We start from the raw sequence: 16259 nt of genomic DNA, 5'->3' as shown, positions 1-16259 counted from the left end.
AATCTATAGCTCAATTTTATAAAATCGAATCAACGCACTATCATCTTCATTCAACGCATCAAATATACTTTTACAATAAATCTTTATTGCATTATTTACATATTGAATTCTTCCATCAATCTGAATTTCTTTGTTTAGTATATTTACTAACAACATCTTTTCTTCATGCTCGAACTGTTCAAGTCTCATATTATATACTTCCTGATCAACCAGAACTCTAAATGGTTCCATTAAATCAGACGCAAGATTAAACTGATTGAACATATTATCATGAAAAATCCCCAGTTGTGTAATATACCCATTTGATACGACTTCACGTGTAAATGTAGACAAAATAATGGAATAGCCATAATTCAAAGCAGCATTAATATAGTTGTCTTCTGTACGAGTAAAATCTAATCCAAACATCGCATTAAAATATACCTTTGCAGCATGTCCTTCCCTGTTTGTATTGTCATTCCATTCAATCTCTTTTAAATAGCTATCAAGTAGTGCCGATTCTTCCTTTCCTAATAATTCCAATAATTCTTTTTGTTTCCTTATTTTTTCTGTAACAATTTCAGTCCACACTGTTTCTTTTGTATTCTGCTTCCACGCAATCTGTTTTCTGACTTTGTTGCTCGTATCATGACTTCCATAATAATTTACCAGTTCGCATGACGGATTCTTTTTTTCATCACAAAATATCACTTTAATTTTTCTTTTTGCTAATTCTGCAATTAAACTCGTCGTTATTGAAACCGCTGTAGATTCGATTAATATTGTAGAAATCTCGCTTAAAACTATCTTTGTTACTTCTTCACTTCGCACAACCATATATCCTAATTGTAAATCCAGTTTTGCTCGTTTAGAAATAACAACTATACGCCAACTCATATCTTTAACAAATCAATCTCATTTTCGAAAATTCCTGTTGGAGACTGATTTATAATAGAAATTTTGTTACACTTACTTATATTATTATTCATAACTAATATTCCTGCTTTTCCAGGTCCGCCTATCATTTTTAAATTGGCCGCACTACTTTGACACTGAAAAATATGTAAAATTTCAAACAAAGTACTACTTTTATCCTCTAGTGATAACCTTTCAAATTCTTTTTGTTTATCTATAAGCGTTTTTGCCTGTTCGGATAATCGTATTCTATACACTGTGTTTTCTAACTTATCCACAAAAGTGTTATATATTTCCATAAGTACTTCATTATCAATTCCATCTTTATCAGATAATTTTAATTCTCTATTTTCTTGTCTCCTTTGAATAAACTTTACAATTTTTTTCATTGTTACAATTATTTTCTCATCCAAAATCAATTGATTTGCACATTTAAATAGTAGTCTGTCCCCTGTTCTTCCAGACAACCACATTTTGAATCCGTCCACATCAAATAATGTATCAATCTTAATTTTTTTCAATAGTATCTTTGGTTCTTTCAAACCTCTGCCTTTTTCTAAAAAGTTCAATGCTATTGATTCATCCGACTCGATTTTATTCTTTAAATATAATGGTATAAATTCTATCGTTCGAATTGTTTTTCCTTTTTTATCTTTAGATTCTACCAGCATAAAATATGCCCCGGCAGCTTTATTATAGCCTCCATACTTTTCTATTGATGCAAGACGTTCATCAGTTTCCTTTATAGCAATCTGACCTTTTCCTTTTTTCATAATCTGCTGATCAAACAGCCCACCTTTCGCTTCATGAACCTGTCTTGTCACCAATATATTATTTTTATTCATTATTTGTTTTACCGTTACAATTGTTCCTTTTTTCCCGACTTCCCATGCAACTTCTCCATTTCGTTCAATATTCCAACCTGATGTAAACATCTTTTTTAAGTTGTAAGTACGTCCCGGATTTTCTTTTATAAACCATGATGCATTCTTAGTAAATTTCACATAATAACTATTACCAACTACAATATTTAAATACGCATCCTTTGCGTGATGCAAATCATTCACTTCTCGAACTTTCAGTAATTCAAAATCTTTTCTGAATCTTGAAACCGTACCTGCTTTGACATATACAATTTCACTTTCCGGAAACACTTGCTTTAATATTTCCGCTACAGCTTTTGTACTCTGCCTCGTTTCAACAATCTGCCTTTCAATAAATCCTGCTAATTCTTCCGGACTCAATTCTGTATTTCTTATTAAGCGTTCATATTTTTCTTTACTTATAAACCCTCCATCTAACAGTGACTTCCAAAAGCCTTTTCTCTCATGTCGTATATTTTCATTTAATGGATACTTATCTGATTTTGTTGCATTATATTTCTTTTTTACCAATACGCGATTATTAAGACTGTCATCCATCGTTTTAGATTGTGGATATATATGATCAATATCATATTTTGTATTATCCCATAAGTCTTTCAGTTCTATTACCTCGCCAGAATACATACAACGACCCTTTTGCGTATAATATAGGTACAACTTATCGCTTCGTAATTTCTGTTCTTCCTGATCTCCCAGTTCTTTTACCCAATCTTTTTCTTCATTTTTACAAGCCTTATACAAATCTATTAGTTGTTTTTTACGCGATTCGGTTCTCTTACTTTCTTGCTTTTCTCTCGCCATCTCAATAAATACACGTTTCGGAGATTCTTTCATTACTTTTTCTAATTCTTTCACGATTTTCAGCGTCTGCCATATCTGTCTTTTCACAGATGGAGAAACATACATATTCTCTACTGTTTCGTACGACAATGTTTTAGTCTGTTTTCCCATATTGTATGTTTCGACTTCTTCCATAAACCGATATTCATTACTTAATAATTGCATCAGATTATTATTCGATTCCCACAATGCCGTAATGATATTCCATACCTCTCCCGTTTCCGGATCTGGAGCTGTTATTTCTTCTAAGAACTTTTTAGAAAATCTTCCCCAGCCTGTATAGGATAGCGCACATATTTTCTTCAACTGATTCGGCGTAATCTGAGGATATAATCGATTCAGTCTCTTTTTCAGCAGCTTTTTATCATCTCCAAACAATACTATATTGGTAATAATATTTTCTTTGTCCTTTTTAGCCAATTCTGTTCCTGTCAAGATTTCTTTAAAATCATGATATGCCGTTAACGATGCCTTAAAATCACCATCAATTCCAGTTATTTCGACATTGCCGGATATGATACCTTCACATTTCAAGTAATTTTTTATCTTCTTTACAGTTACTTTCCGATACTTACAAAATACATCTGTATACAACCGTTGTTTCAATTCTACAGATAATTTTTCGCCATCCAACTTTACATTATTTAATTCATTTAAAACCATATATTTACTGTAAAGCAATGAATCCTTCGGCAATACATCTTCGCCCATCAGATATGTACACTTATTTGTCATTCTCCGGATAAATTTTTCTGCACTTGCTTCTATATCAACTACATTTTCAAAATTCCATGGATATATCTTTTCATTACTTTTCCGTACAGCCCATGTAAATTTTCCCTCTTTTCCGTCATCTATCTTATTCAGCGGACCAACATAATACGGAATTCTGAATTCAAATAATTGAACCAGTTTATCTTCGTTCTCTTTAATGAGGTCTATTTTATCCCGTAAATTTCCTAATATCTTTTTCAACTCGTACAAATGAATCTGATACGGTATTACACCATTATCCCTGTTCACCTGTTTTGGTAGAAATGTTTCTCTTTCTAGCTCTTCTTTCAAATATTCATATTCAGGTTGTCCTTCTAGCTTTTTAAGTACGTTTTTCTTAATAAAATCATAGAATTCTTCTTTACTGCACCGTTTGCTCTGCAAATCAACCTTTTTTCCATTTATTTTCGTCATTCCTATATAAGCAGAGTAATTTTTCAATTTGTCACTCGTACTTACAAAAATATCTTTATATTCCTCCTTTGTCAGATATTTCCGAACTATCTTTTTCAAAAATTGTAAATCCGATTTATGTTTTTCATACGTTGCTACTTTCGCTTCTGAAATTGACGTATATTTTCCCAATATTTCAACTAATACCGCCCAGTCATACACTGCTTTTGCCGTCTCTATAATATAGAATTGTTCTCCCAGCTCATTTTCAACTTCTCCGATATAATCATCGTATCCATTATCAGCAAAGGAAATCTTCGGTCTTTCTGTCTCATTTAATTCTTCAAGACCAAATATATCACTCAATTTCACCGTTCCACCAGCCAATAAATTCAGTACAGCCTTTTCACATATTGATTTTGCTTTTAATGCTTTTATTAATCTGGTTTTCTTTGTGGATCGGTTTAACATGTTATCTTTTAAAATACTTTCTACAACAGCATATTCTTCTTTTCCCAGTTCAAGATTCCAATCCAATTCCTCATTTTTGATATTCTCCAACAATTTTGAAAATGTCGTTCCGAACTCCTTAATCTCATTAATGTCACCAGATAACAAGAAATGGCCCCTATGCTTCATCATATGATGAATTGCCAGATACACCAACCGGATATCCGGTGTCTCCTCTGTATTCATCAACATTTTCCTGAGATGATAAATTGTCGGAAATTTTTTATGATAATCTTTATCTGTAAAATCGTCATCAACAAATAATGCATATGGCAGTTCCGGACAATTTCCATTGATATCTCGCTTATCTTCTGGATAATATTTGCTTTCTTTCATTCGCAAGAAAAATCCTGGATCTTTCTTACTTATTTCCTCTGCAAAAATTTCCTGTAAAATTTCAATTCTCCAGTTTCTTCGATCTAGTCTTCTTCTTGATGTTCGGAACATTCTTCGTTCTTCTGCTGTCGATGCACTTTCAAATAATCGGACTCCCCATAGTGCTTTTCCATGTTTACGCAAGACATGATATTCCGAATCTGTAACAGCCCATCCTACAGATCCGGTTCCCATATCCAGTCCTAAATAGTACTCCTGTTCCATAAAATTTTCCTCCTATTTTGTTGACATTTTCATATTGCTGATTTATACTAAAAACAAGTTTAGTACCATACTAAATTTACATCATAAGTTCAAATAAGAATTTAATTCAAATCGTCACTTGATGTGACCCACAGTGTGTGGATGAGCCTGTAGTAATACAGGCTTTTTTTATTTATAGTATATATCTTCTTTACTAACTATCCAAGCTATTTTTTATTACTTTTTCAATAAATTTATCACTACCGTTCTTTCATTAATTATAATATATAAGGTGTGGTATAGTCTCCTCACCTTATATATTATAATTATTTTTTAAACTTCTTCTTCCGTTATTTTCCAATCTCAAATTATTAACATTTTCTCCCCACTTCCATCACACTTTCATCACAATTCGCCTCTATACTAATAATTGTTCAAGAGAACAAAACATTTAAATCTTTTTCATAACTTTTTCCTCAGGACTGCACTCCTCCCAAACAATGCAGTCCTATTTTTTTGCCCAATTACCGGGTAACACCCAAACAGCTTTAAAAAGCAAAAAATAATAGGTGCTTCCAGCACACATACTGGAAACACCTATTATTTCATTCTTATTACGAGCCACCAGGGACACTAAAAAAGCCACAAAACTCCATCCAGACTGGTTCTGCAGATCTACAGACCGTTCGCGATTTCTCTCTTTGCATCTTTCTTCCGTTCCATATTCGAAACAATAATACTACAAGACGCATCCCCTGTAATATTAACCACCGTACGTCCCATATCAAAGATACGGTCCACGCCGGCAACCAGTGCGATTCCGTCAACCGGAAGTCCGACTGAGGCAAGTACCATTGCGAGCATAACCATACCTGCTCCCGGAACTCCTGCAGTACCGATGGAAGCCAGCGTTGCAGTCAGGATCATCGTCAGCATCTGCGGAAGCGTCAGATGGATGCCATAGCATGATGCAATAAAGATCGCACACACGCCCTGATAGATTGCAGTTCCGTCCATGTTAATCGTAGCTCCAAGCGGAAGTACGAAAGAAGATACTTCTTTGGATGCTCCCATGTTTTCTACGCATTCCATATTAATCGGAAGTGTTCCGACAGATGAAGAACTTGAGAATGCGAACATGATTGCCGGAAGCATTCCCTTAAAGAATTTTAACGGGCTCATTCCACCCATTGTCTTTACTGCAAACGAATATACAACTACTGCATGGATGATGTAGCATACATAAGCAGCCAGAAGTACCATCGCGAGTGAACCGATGATCGCCGGCCCGTTTGAAGCAATGACCGGACTCAGCAGACAGAACACACCAATCGGTGATAACTTCAGGATCATCTCCATACATTTCATAAATACATCATTCAGATCATTACAGGCTGTTACCAGTCTTGTATTTCTTTCACCTTCCCCCAGAAGGATAATTCCAAATCCAAGAATCAGTGCCGTCACGATCACCTGGAGCATATTTGCCTCCACCATCGGTGATACAAAATTTGATGGGAAGATATTTACAATCGTATCCATCAGTGAGATCGTCTGATCTGCTTTATAAGAAAGATCTGTTGTCGCAATCTTCGGAAATGCTCCTTTGAACATATTTGCCCCAATAAGTCCGAATGTAATGGCAAATGCTGTCGTACACATATAGTAAACGACTGTCTTTGCTCCAATCGATCCGACCTTTTTAATGTCCTTCATGGAAATAATTCCACACATAATGGAAAACAGTACAATCGGAACGACAATGAATTTCAGTAAATTCAGAAAGATCGTACCAAATGGCTTGATATAAGTTTCCGCAAAATTTGCGTATTTCTGCATCAGTAATCCTGCAATGACCGCCAAAACCAGTGCAATGAATATCTGTGCAGCCAGTGATAATTTTTTCTTTTCTTTCATATTTCCTACCCTCTTCCTCTCTTTTTACAAGAGCATTCTCAAAAAATTACTCTTATACGTATACCTTCGTATTTATAAACCTTGCTATCAACATGCTCCTTACGAATGCATAGCAATAAAAAAATGGGCATTACCATACTGTGTAATGCCCATTCATTATCTTTAATATATTATCACATTGTTCTATTAAAGTCAATATGATAAACATTAGAAATTGTTGTCAGAACATTTCAAAAATTAATCCTTTAAATTCACTAAAATTCTAGTCATTTTAGCCAATTCATGTTATTATCTTAAATAGGATTTTTAACAAAACGCACAGGAAGGAGCATTTTAACAATGGACGAAAGAATTAGCCGCGTATTGGAAAAAATGAAAGAGAAAGGAATTGATCAGTTACTGGTATCTGATCCACTGAGCATCCGCTTTTTAACAGGAATCATGGTAAATCCTGGGGAAAGATTATATGCCCTGTTACTTAGAACAAGTGGAAAGCATACATTATTCCTGAACTATCTGTATTATGTATCAAATACAGGATTCGAAGAAGTATGGTTCAGTGACATGGATGACCAGATCGGTGTTCTGATGGAGCACATCGATACAAAGAGCACTCTTGGTATTGACAAGACATGGCCTGCACGTTTCCTCATTCCACTTCAGGAGCGCTGCCCTGAGATGAAGACTGTATGGGGATCTGACTGCGTAGACGGTGTTCGTGCTGTTAAAAACGCTGAGGAGATCGAGATCATGAAACATGCATCTGTGATCAATGATACGGTTATGGAAAGAGTTGCTAATTTCATCAAAGAAGGTATGACAGAGAAAGAAGTTGCTGACTTCATCGACGCTGAGTACCTGAAAGAGGGAGCTAGCGGAGTAAGCTTTGATACAATCGTATGCTTCGGACCTAACGCTGCTGACCAGCACCATACACCAAGTGAGACAAGAACTCTGAAAGCCGGAGAATGTGTCCTGATCGATATGGGTTGTGTATGGAAAGGTTACTGCTCAGACATGACAAGAACATTCTACTGCAAGAGCGTAGATGATGAGCAGGCTGCTATCCACGATCTGGTTCGTACAGCAGTTGAGAAAGCAGAAGCTGTTATCAAACCTGGTATGCGTTTCTGCGATATCGACGCTCAGGCAAGAGATCTGATTGACGAAGCTGGATACAGTGAGTACTGGAGAATCCGTCTTGGACACTTCATCGGACAGGAAGACCACGAATATGGTGATGTAAGCCCGATCAACAAGAATGTGGCTGAACCTGGTATGATCTTCTCTATCGAGCCTGGTATCTACATCGAAGGCAAATACGGTGTTCGTGTTGAGGACCTTGTTCTCGTAACAGAAGACGGACATGAACTTCTGAATGCTGTAGATAAGAAATACCGCATTGTTGGTTAATTTTAAATCTTACATATTATTTTTTAAAGGCAGGACTTCGTTTCCTGCCTTTTTATGTGCCAAAGTTTTCTGTATCTACAGAACCTGCCACAGGCAGCTTCTTCCGAACGCATGGCGATTAAAATAAGCCGGAAGACATTACATCTTCCGGCTTATTCCTAATTACCATTCAAGTTCACATTTTCTATTCTATATTTTCTGACTCGGCTTTCTCTTGCTCAGCTTTTTCTTACTCAGCCTTTTCTCTACGCTCATCCAGTTCTTTTCTGACTGTCGGATAGATCTTATCAATTCCCATGAATAAGTACCAGATGATAAGAACGATCACTGTAATCACCAGTGGCAGATACAGGAACAGTCCTTTGATTGCGAAGATTGCACTTGCTGACTGAACGGCTGCTGTTCCGTCATAATGTCCGGCTGCCAGGATCCATCCAAGTGCTGCTGTTCCAAGTCCGGTTCCGATCTTCTGTCCGAAGCTTGTCACACTATAAGTAATTCCTTCTTCACGGATTCCGTCTTTCCATTCACTGTAATCTACGACATCTCCGACAATTGCGAACAGGCATGAATACAATGCCGCATGTCCGATTCCCTGTAACACCAGACCAGTGTAAATCATTGGAAGATTAACAGGTCCTGCGATTTCAAGCACCAGTCCTGCTGCGTAGAATAAGAATCCTACAAACAGTGCTTTGATCTTTCCGAATCTTTTTGTAAATACCGGGATCAACATAATCGTAAGGATGGTCGGGATATAGTTGAACATGGTCATTGTACTGTTCAGCATCTCATCCCCTAATACGTATTTTGCATAGTAGATTCTGGATCCTCCGGTTAATCCAAGCGATGTATAGATCACTGCAAATGCAAGTGTGATCAGGATAAAGTATTTATTTCTGCAAAGGATCTTAATTGTTTTCAGCGGATGTGTCTTCTTCTTCGCTGTTGTTTCTTTTTTGATTGGTTTGTATCTTTCTTTTGTTCCGGCAAATGTTGTGATGAACATTCCAAGTGCTACGATTGCATACACGATACTCATGCATGTCCAGCCACGCTGTCCGTTTCCAAGGAAATGTACCAGTGGAATCGTGATCACGTTAATCACAAGCTGTGCGATCATGGTAAATTCAAAACGGATCGTGTTCATGACATTTCTGTCGTGCTGCTCTGTGGTTACCAGTGAAAGCATTGTATTATAAGAAAGGTTAGATGCTGTAAAGCATACCGCTGCAAGGAATATGTATACAAGTAACAGGTAAATTGCTTTTCCATTTGCACCAAGGTCCGGTACTGTAAAGATCATGATCAGGCTGATGACCAGCGGTGGCGCACTCCAGAGTACCCACGGACGGGCTTTTCCCCATCTGGTGTTCGTCTTATCTATAATGATTCCCATAAAAAGATCCGATACGCCATCGAATAATCTGGCGATCAGCATCAGTGTTCCTACTACTCCTGCAGCAATACCTGCCACATCAGTACAATATATCGTCAGGAAAGAGGCTACCGTTGTCCATACCAGATTTGCTCCGATATCACCTACTCCATAACAGATTTTCTCTCCCAGAGATACTTTCATTCCATCCGCATTCTCTGTGATGGCTTCCTGTGTATTCTGTCCGGCTTTTTCTTTACTCACTCCGACGGATATTTTATCAACCGCTTCCATCTTAATTCCTCCTCTTTTTTGTTCTGAACCCACTATATCAGAATCCAAATTTTAAAAAGGAGCAATTTTTTCGGAAAGGAGTAATTTTATAAACTGTTATGCATTAATCCGCCTGTATTCATTTGGAAGCATCCCTTCTTCCTGTTTAAATACTTTACTCATATACTTTGGATTGGAAAATCCAGTCATTGCAGCTATCTGATTTAATTTCAGATCTGTATCCAGAAGTAATTCTTTCACATGCATGATTTTAAATTTTCGTACCGTCTCCGTAAAGGAAGTCCCCGTTTCTTTCTTTAATTGTGTTCCCAGATATTGCTCTGTAACATGAAGTCTTCTGGCTGTTTCTTCCAAAGTAATCCCGTCACTATAACATTCTTTCATAATTGTCAGTGCTTTTTGTACCAGATATTCAGAAGATGTCTGGTTGATCTGACTTATCTCGATCCTGGAGAATAATTCCATCATGACTGCTTCTATCTCCTCCCAGGAAACTGCACCTAAGATTGTCTTTAACACTCTCTGAACCATCAATTCCTCATCCCGCAATGTGCCACACTCCTTGGCTGTATTGATTATCGCATATGCGAAACGGATACACACTTCTCTGAGTTCCTGTGGACTGTGTACTTCTATGCGTCCATATTTCATGAATTTCTGAAAACAACCGGTAAATTCTTCTGCATTCATATGTATTACTGCACTTCTGGCCCTGTTTTCCAGCTCTGCCGGATAAATGAACTGATACGTTCTCATCTGTAGAATTTTCTCGCATTCAATCAATACCCTGTCTCCGAGTATCAGATGCCAGCCACATGCCTTTTCTAATTCCAGCTCTGTCTCAGTCAGTCTGTTAAGTCCCTTACATTCCTTCCATGTAAATACGCCACGGTCATGTAGTCTTACGGAACATGCCGGTACTACCGAATGTTTTACGTATTTCAATAATTTACTGACATCTTCCTCACCATAAAAGCAGACCAATGCAGCCTGTTGTTTTTCACGAGGCAGCCAGCACAGTTTCCGTTCCGGATTGTGTTCTTTCAATTCCTCCAGAAATAATCCGACTTCTTTCTTCTCACTTTCATAATATTTTCCAAGGAAAATGTACATACAATACAGGCTGTGTCCCTGAATGATTCCATAATTATCTGCCAGCACAGCGTCCAGCCTTTCATTCTTCTCATATTCACCATCCAGGATATCCTTCAGAATCTTTTCCAATGAAAGAGAATTCTTTCCCCTCTGTTCTACAAATAACTCTTCTTTAATTTTTTCCAGCGTTTTCTTTAGTTCTGTCAGATTCACCGGTTTTAGCAGATAATTTTCAATTCCCAGTTCGATTGCTTTTTTCGCATAGCTGAAATCCGAGTAAGCTGTAAGAATAATCACTTTTGTATAGATTCCTCTTGCCCGTGCTTCTTTCAGCATCTGCAATCCATCCATATCCGGCATCTGGATATCCAACATGATCAGATCCGGCATTTCCTCTTCCAGAAGTATCAGTCCTTCTGCTCCATTCTTCGCACTGCCTACGACCTGATATTCCGGACTTATCTTATTTAAAATATGTACAAGTCCTTCTCTGATCGGTTTTTCATCTTCAATAACTGCTATCTTCATCTTTTTGTTCCTCCTGCAATGGCACAAACAAATGTACTTTCACTCCACTTGGAGATACATTTTCAAAATAAATCACTGCATCTTCTCCGTAATAAAGTTTCAGACGTTTTCTTACATTCGAGATTCCAAAATGATTCTTGATCTCTTTTCCCATATTCAGGTCTTTCAACTGATCTTCTTCTATATGCCGGCCGTTGTTTGCGATAATAATATGCATCTGTTCTTCCGCTTTGGATACCTCGATCGTCAGACGATGTGCTCCTTCATAACCACGGAAACTATATTTGATCGCATTCTCCACAAATGGCTGCAGCAGCATCTTGTGAATCTTGCATTTCCCGTACGAATCTTGAATTTTAAATTCCAGTTCAATCTCTTCCCCCAGTTTTTCCTGCTGGAGAAGGATGTATTTTTCCAGCCATCCTTTTTCCGCATCAATTGTGGTAAATTCACCGGCATCATTGATCGCATAGCGCAGGATGTCCGCAAGTGCCACCAACATCTCGCTGATCTCATATTGTTCATTCTCAATTGCTTTCCAGTTGATCGTATCCAGAATATTATAAAGGAAATGTGGATCGATCTGAGCCTCTAATGCAGAGATTTCTGCATTCTTCTGCTCCATTGCCGATTCTTTTACCTGTCCGATCAAATTGTGGATACGTTCCGACATTTCATTAAATCCTTCAGATATTTCCTGAATCTCTGTACTGTCTTTTTCTTTGACTTCAAGCTTTTCCCGGAAATTATCTTTTTCGAGATTTTTCATTGCATCCACAATGTCATTTACCGATATCATGACCGGTTTGGTAACACGATAGATCAGAAGGACAAAGATCAGCAGAACAGCAAGCGCTACCATGATCCAGAATATCACCTGTTCTTCAATTGCTTTCTGATATTCACGGATCGACTGACATAAGAGGATCGACCAGCCGCTTCTGGCATTTTTGATTGCCTTCTGATTAACCTTTGCACTATCCAAAGCCTTCTCTTGCCGGCCAAGCATCTTTGTATCTTCTGCCCCTACGATCACTCCGTCTTTCACAAGATATACTCTGGACCCTTTTCCTGCGCTTAATACCGATTCCAGTTCATCCAGATTGACAGACAGGATTACATATCCTAGATCCTCACTGATATCCCAGTAATTAACCACCTTTCTCCCGATATGAAACATACGCTCAGGATTGTCCGTATCTTTATCAACATCATAGGACAGCAGCTTTGTCTCATCCGGAATTTTTACCTTTTCCATCCATGTACTATTCACCGAAGATGACGACAGTCGGTCGTAAAATATCCGCCTCTTGTCTGAAAGCACAAGCTGGATTCCGTCAACTCCTTCATTTCTATTACAGATATGGGAAAAATCTCTTCTCATATTATATGCATCCGCTTCCGGAATTTCTTCCGAATCATTTGCATTTACTACAAAGCTCAGAAATTCTTCATCTGTTGTAATAGCATAAAGTAACGTTTCGTATTTATCCAGCGTCATATTCAGGCTCTGATTTGCTTTCTGCAGGTCAGCCTCTGCCTGATTGTTCATATTCTCTAATGTACTTGTCTTTAATCTCTCCTGCGATATCAGTGCAAAAATAGCAAGCGGAATACATGCCGTAATGATAAATGCCGGTATTAATATCTGCCGGAGATTTTTCTTTCTCTTTTTCATCTGTTTTCTGCTCCAATACTCTCTATCTTTTCTGCACTTTTGTCCAGTATAGTCTGTGAATCGTTTTCATTTACCAGGATTTCTCTTAAGGTATCCGAAAGTGTCAGTGAGATCTGCGGCCAGTTTCTGCTGATCTCTCTTGTCCTGGCATTCTGATACAGATCTATAAATGTCCCTTTTTCCTTATCATTTTCAAACTGTTGCTGCATAATCTCCTGCCTTGGTGCAAGAAATCCGAACTCATCTATGTACTCTTTCATCCGCTTTTTGTCTGCAAGAAATTTCAAAAACTGAATCGCATATTCCTTATTTTCATTATCTGCCACCGCCAGAATCTCTCCTCCGGCCACCGTAACCTGTGGATTCCCGCATGGAATCGCCGCAACACCAAATTCAAGATCCGGATTGCCTTCACGGATACTGTCGATTGCCATAGAGGAATTGAACATCATTGCGATCTTTCCCTTTATAAACTGATTCGTCAGATCTCCCATCGTAAGGGAAATACTCTGCAGACTTAAGCTTCCTTCCTGCTCCATCTCTTTTAAGAATAAAAATGCCTGCTGCCCGGTTGCTGTATTGATGCTATGGATATCTCCACCCATGGACCACAGAATCGGAAGAAACTCATACATACTTTCCTCTGTCTGCAGTGCCGTGATCGCGAAGCCTTTTATCGTTTTATCACTGACCTTCTCCGCAACCTCTTTGAATTCTTCCCAATTCTCCGGAACCTTGCATCCTGCTTTCTCCAGAATCTTCTTATTATAGAACATTGCCGTACAGTTCACTCCAAACGGCTGACCATAGATTCTGCCATTCACGGAACATGGTGCCAGCGCTTTTTCTGAATACTCCCGTAATTCCGGGATCTCATCCGTCAGATCTGCAAATGGTTTCATCTGATGAAGGAATTGAAAATCAGAGGAATCTACCAGTGCAATATCCGGCATCTTTTCTTCCGCCATGGACAGTGCCAGCTGTTTCTTAAAGTCTTCATCCGGTATATAAGACACTTTAACCTCTATTTCATCCTGTGACTGATTAAATTGATCTACCAGTTCTTCCAGATGCTGCTGGTTACCCGGAATATCCCAGTAGTGCCACAGTTCTATCTGTTTTTTCTTTTTTTCTATTGTTTCCGCCTTTTTCTGACAGCCTACACACAGACACATGCTGGCAAACATTACCACACACAGGCAGACAGAAATGTATTTTCTGGTTTTCTTCATCGTCTTTCTCCATTTTTAGATTTCCTACAGATTATCTTAAGATTTTTCATATTTTCTTTAGGCCTATAACACAAATTAGAAACATTTACCATGTATGATATAATCATCAACAACAAAGAAGTCACTCAGGTATCAGAAATATGAATCATCTTTTATCTGATCTGACTTCGCCTAAAAAATCCTTCGGTTATTCACTAAAAACAACAACCGAGTTTATATATATCATTTTTCTTTTTCATAACTTTTTTCCTTTCGGGCATCCGGTGTGGATGCCCATTTTTAATATCAAATACTATTCTTTCTCTCCTTCATTCGCCTCTTCAACCACAACTTCCGGTTCTGCCTCACCATGATCCTCTACATAATCAAAACGAATCACCGCCTGCGGCCAGTTCAGACTGATTCTTGCATTCTTCTGTTTCTCTTTTCCTGCTTTCTGGATCAGATCCAAAAGTTCATCCAGAACAGCTTTCGTCAGATAACCGCCGCGCCAGTGGAATGTAAACACTCTTCCCTTTTTCGCTGTCTGCAGTGCTCTTTTATATACATCCTCTGTCTTTGTAAATGACAGTTTCTTTTCTTTATAATAAAAATGCTCGCCATCTTCACACTTTGGTGCCGGAGCAATAAGCGGCTCATGGTCTCTGAATATGCTTTTATCATTCAGGTTGAAATAGTCGTACCGGATCTCTTTTGAAGCCTGCCTGTCACTCATCTTCTCCCCGTTCCCAAGAGTATTGTCAAACGTCGCATCCAGATGATAATATTTTCCACCGATTTTTACGATATTCCAGGTATGACGGTATTTGATTCCTTTCTCCGGATTATTCCCGCACACTGCGATCATACACCAGATTCCGAGCGCATCGCACAGTACTTTCACAGATTTTGCAATTCCCTCACAGACGCCGACACCCTGTCCAAGCGGTCCGATGATCTCATGGGAATATGGCTTTTTTAATTTATCGTAATGCACATTTTCACAGATAAAATCATGTACATACTTTTCCTTTTCCCATTCGGATTTGTCTTTCACCGGTCTTATGAGCTTTTCTACTCTGGATTTCAGTGCTTTCTGGTGTTCTTTTATTTTGTTTTTATCAAATAAATATTCCGGGATGAATATGAAATTAGGCGAATCTGAATAATATTTGTACTTATATCCAGTTGCCCAGAAGATTTCCGGATGATCCAGGCGCAGGCGGAAGAACACGTTATAGAGTTCCTCCGCCTCCATTCCCGGTATCTGTATTGAATCTGAGATTTCAAGCAAGCCCTGCCTGATGGCATGATAGGCTGCCTGCTGTACTTTGTTCATTTTACTATAGTAGTATGGTTCCATTCTATCTTCCTCGGTTCCTTTATATATCTGATCCATTTCATTTTTCTCACAGATAGAATTATAACCATAAAACTTTCTACTGGCAATGTCTCTGCGCCAGCTTTCTAATAACTAACTCTTTTAATAACTAACTCTTTGTTCCAACATTCTTCGTTGCAACAATATCCACACCCGTACCTGCGACATCTTCCAGTAATACATCTCCGATATGCACCGGTGCCGGTACTTCTACTGTCTTCAATGCTTTTACGCACTCAAAGATTTTCCCTTTCGGAATATCTTCTTTTGTCTTCACCGATACCATATCTGCATCTCCTCCGGTTACTCTTACCGTCGAAGTCACAATTCTGGTCGGATTGGTTACTTCTTTTCTTGCATAGATGTCTCCACGTTTACAGGTATTTCCTGTTACACTGATCACTTCACCGGCTTCCATTGTCACGGTCAGAGGGCAGCCCATCGGACAGCCGATACATGTCAGTTCTCTTGTTGTTACTGTTTCCATCCT

The 16259-nt window shown here is 38.2% G+C and carries 10 protein-coding genes; 1 reads left to right on the top strand and 9 read right to left on the bottom strand.

Going from position 1 to position 16259, the window contains the following annotated elements:
• Positions 1-3: 3 nt before the first annotated feature.
• The 3 genes from cas1 to NQ508_RS01955 form a co-directional block, all read right to left on the bottom strand.
• Positions 4-876 carry a type II CRISPR-associated endonuclease Cas1 gene (cas1, locus tag NQ508_RS01965; RefSeq protein ID WP_006426117.1) on the bottom strand — a complete coding sequence of 291 codons (873 nt, stop codon included), beginning with the start codon at positions 874-876 and terminating at the stop codon, positions 4-6.
• Positions 873-4895 carry a type II CRISPR RNA-guided endonuclease Cas9 gene (cas9, locus tag NQ508_RS01960; RefSeq protein ID WP_006426118.1) on the bottom strand — a complete coding sequence of 1341 codons (4023 nt, stop codon included), beginning with the start codon at positions 4893-4895 and terminating at the stop codon, positions 873-875. Before cas9 ends, cas1 begins: the two co-directional genes overlap by 4 nt.
• Positions 4896-5549: 654 nt before the next feature.
• On the bottom strand, positions 5550-6791 hold the full coding sequence (locus NQ508_RS01955) for a dicarboxylate/amino acid:cation symporter (protein WP_006426119.1): 1242 nt from the start codon (positions 6789-6791) through the stop codon (positions 5550-5552).
• Positions 6792-7130: 339 nt separating this feature from the next.
• Here NQ508_RS01955 and NQ508_RS01950 point away from each other — a divergent pair, with 339 nt between their 5' ends.
• Complete coding sequence (locus tag NQ508_RS01950) at positions 7131-8204, top strand: M24 family metallopeptidase (RefSeq protein ID WP_006426120.1); 1074 nt, start codon at positions 7131-7133, stop codon at positions 8202-8204.
• Positions 8205-8433: 229 nt separating this feature from the next.
• Here the strand turns inward: NQ508_RS01950 and NQ508_RS01945 are convergent, their stop codons facing one another.
• The 6 genes from NQ508_RS01945 to NQ508_RS01920 form a co-directional block, all read right to left on the bottom strand.
• Positions 8434-9876 (bottom strand): MFS transporter, encoded by a 1443-nt coding sequence (locus NQ508_RS01945; protein WP_006426121.1) that lies wholly within the window; start codon positions 9874-9876, stop codon positions 8434-8436.
• A gap of 96 nt (positions 9877-9972) precedes the next feature.
• Entirely contained in the window at positions 9973-11499 is a 1527-nt protein-coding gene (locus NQ508_RS01940) for a response regulator (RefSeq protein ID WP_006426122.1), read from the bottom strand.
• Positions 11480-13177: a sensor histidine kinase gene (locus tag NQ508_RS01935; protein ID WP_006426123.1), complete on the bottom strand. Its 1698-nt coding sequence runs from the start codon at positions 13175-13177 to the stop codon at positions 11480-11482. Before NQ508_RS01935 ends, NQ508_RS01940 begins: the two co-directional genes overlap by 20 nt.
• Positions 13174-14409 carry an ABC transporter substrate-binding protein gene (locus tag NQ508_RS01930; protein ID WP_155115951.1) on the bottom strand — a complete coding sequence of 412 codons (1236 nt, stop codon included), beginning with the start codon at positions 14407-14409 and terminating at the stop codon, positions 13174-13176. Before NQ508_RS01930 ends, NQ508_RS01935 begins: the two co-directional genes overlap by 4 nt.
• A gap of 292 nt (positions 14410-14701) precedes the next feature.
• The gene (locus NQ508_RS01925) at positions 14702-15751 is read right to left on the bottom strand and encodes a transglutaminase domain-containing protein (RefSeq protein WP_044919335.1); all 1050 of its coding nucleotides are present in this window, start codon (positions 15749-15751) and stop codon (positions 14702-14704) included.
• Between the two features lie 127 nt (positions 15752-15878).
• Positions 15879-16256, bottom strand: coding sequence for a DUF1667 domain-containing protein (locus NQ508_RS01920; protein ID WP_006426126.1), 378 nt, complete (start codon positions 16254-16256; stop codon positions 15879-15881).
• Between the last annotated feature and the right edge of the window lie 3 nt (positions 16257-16259).

Origin of the sequence: Dorea longicatena, from assembly GCF_025150085.1 — a bacterium.
GTDB classification, from domain to species: Bacteria; Bacillota; Clostridia; order Lachnospirales; family Lachnospiraceae; genus Dorea_A; species Dorea_A longicatena.
The sequence above is the reverse complement of the archived record's forward strand: the minus strand, read 5'-3'. Positions and strand labels throughout refer to the sequence as shown.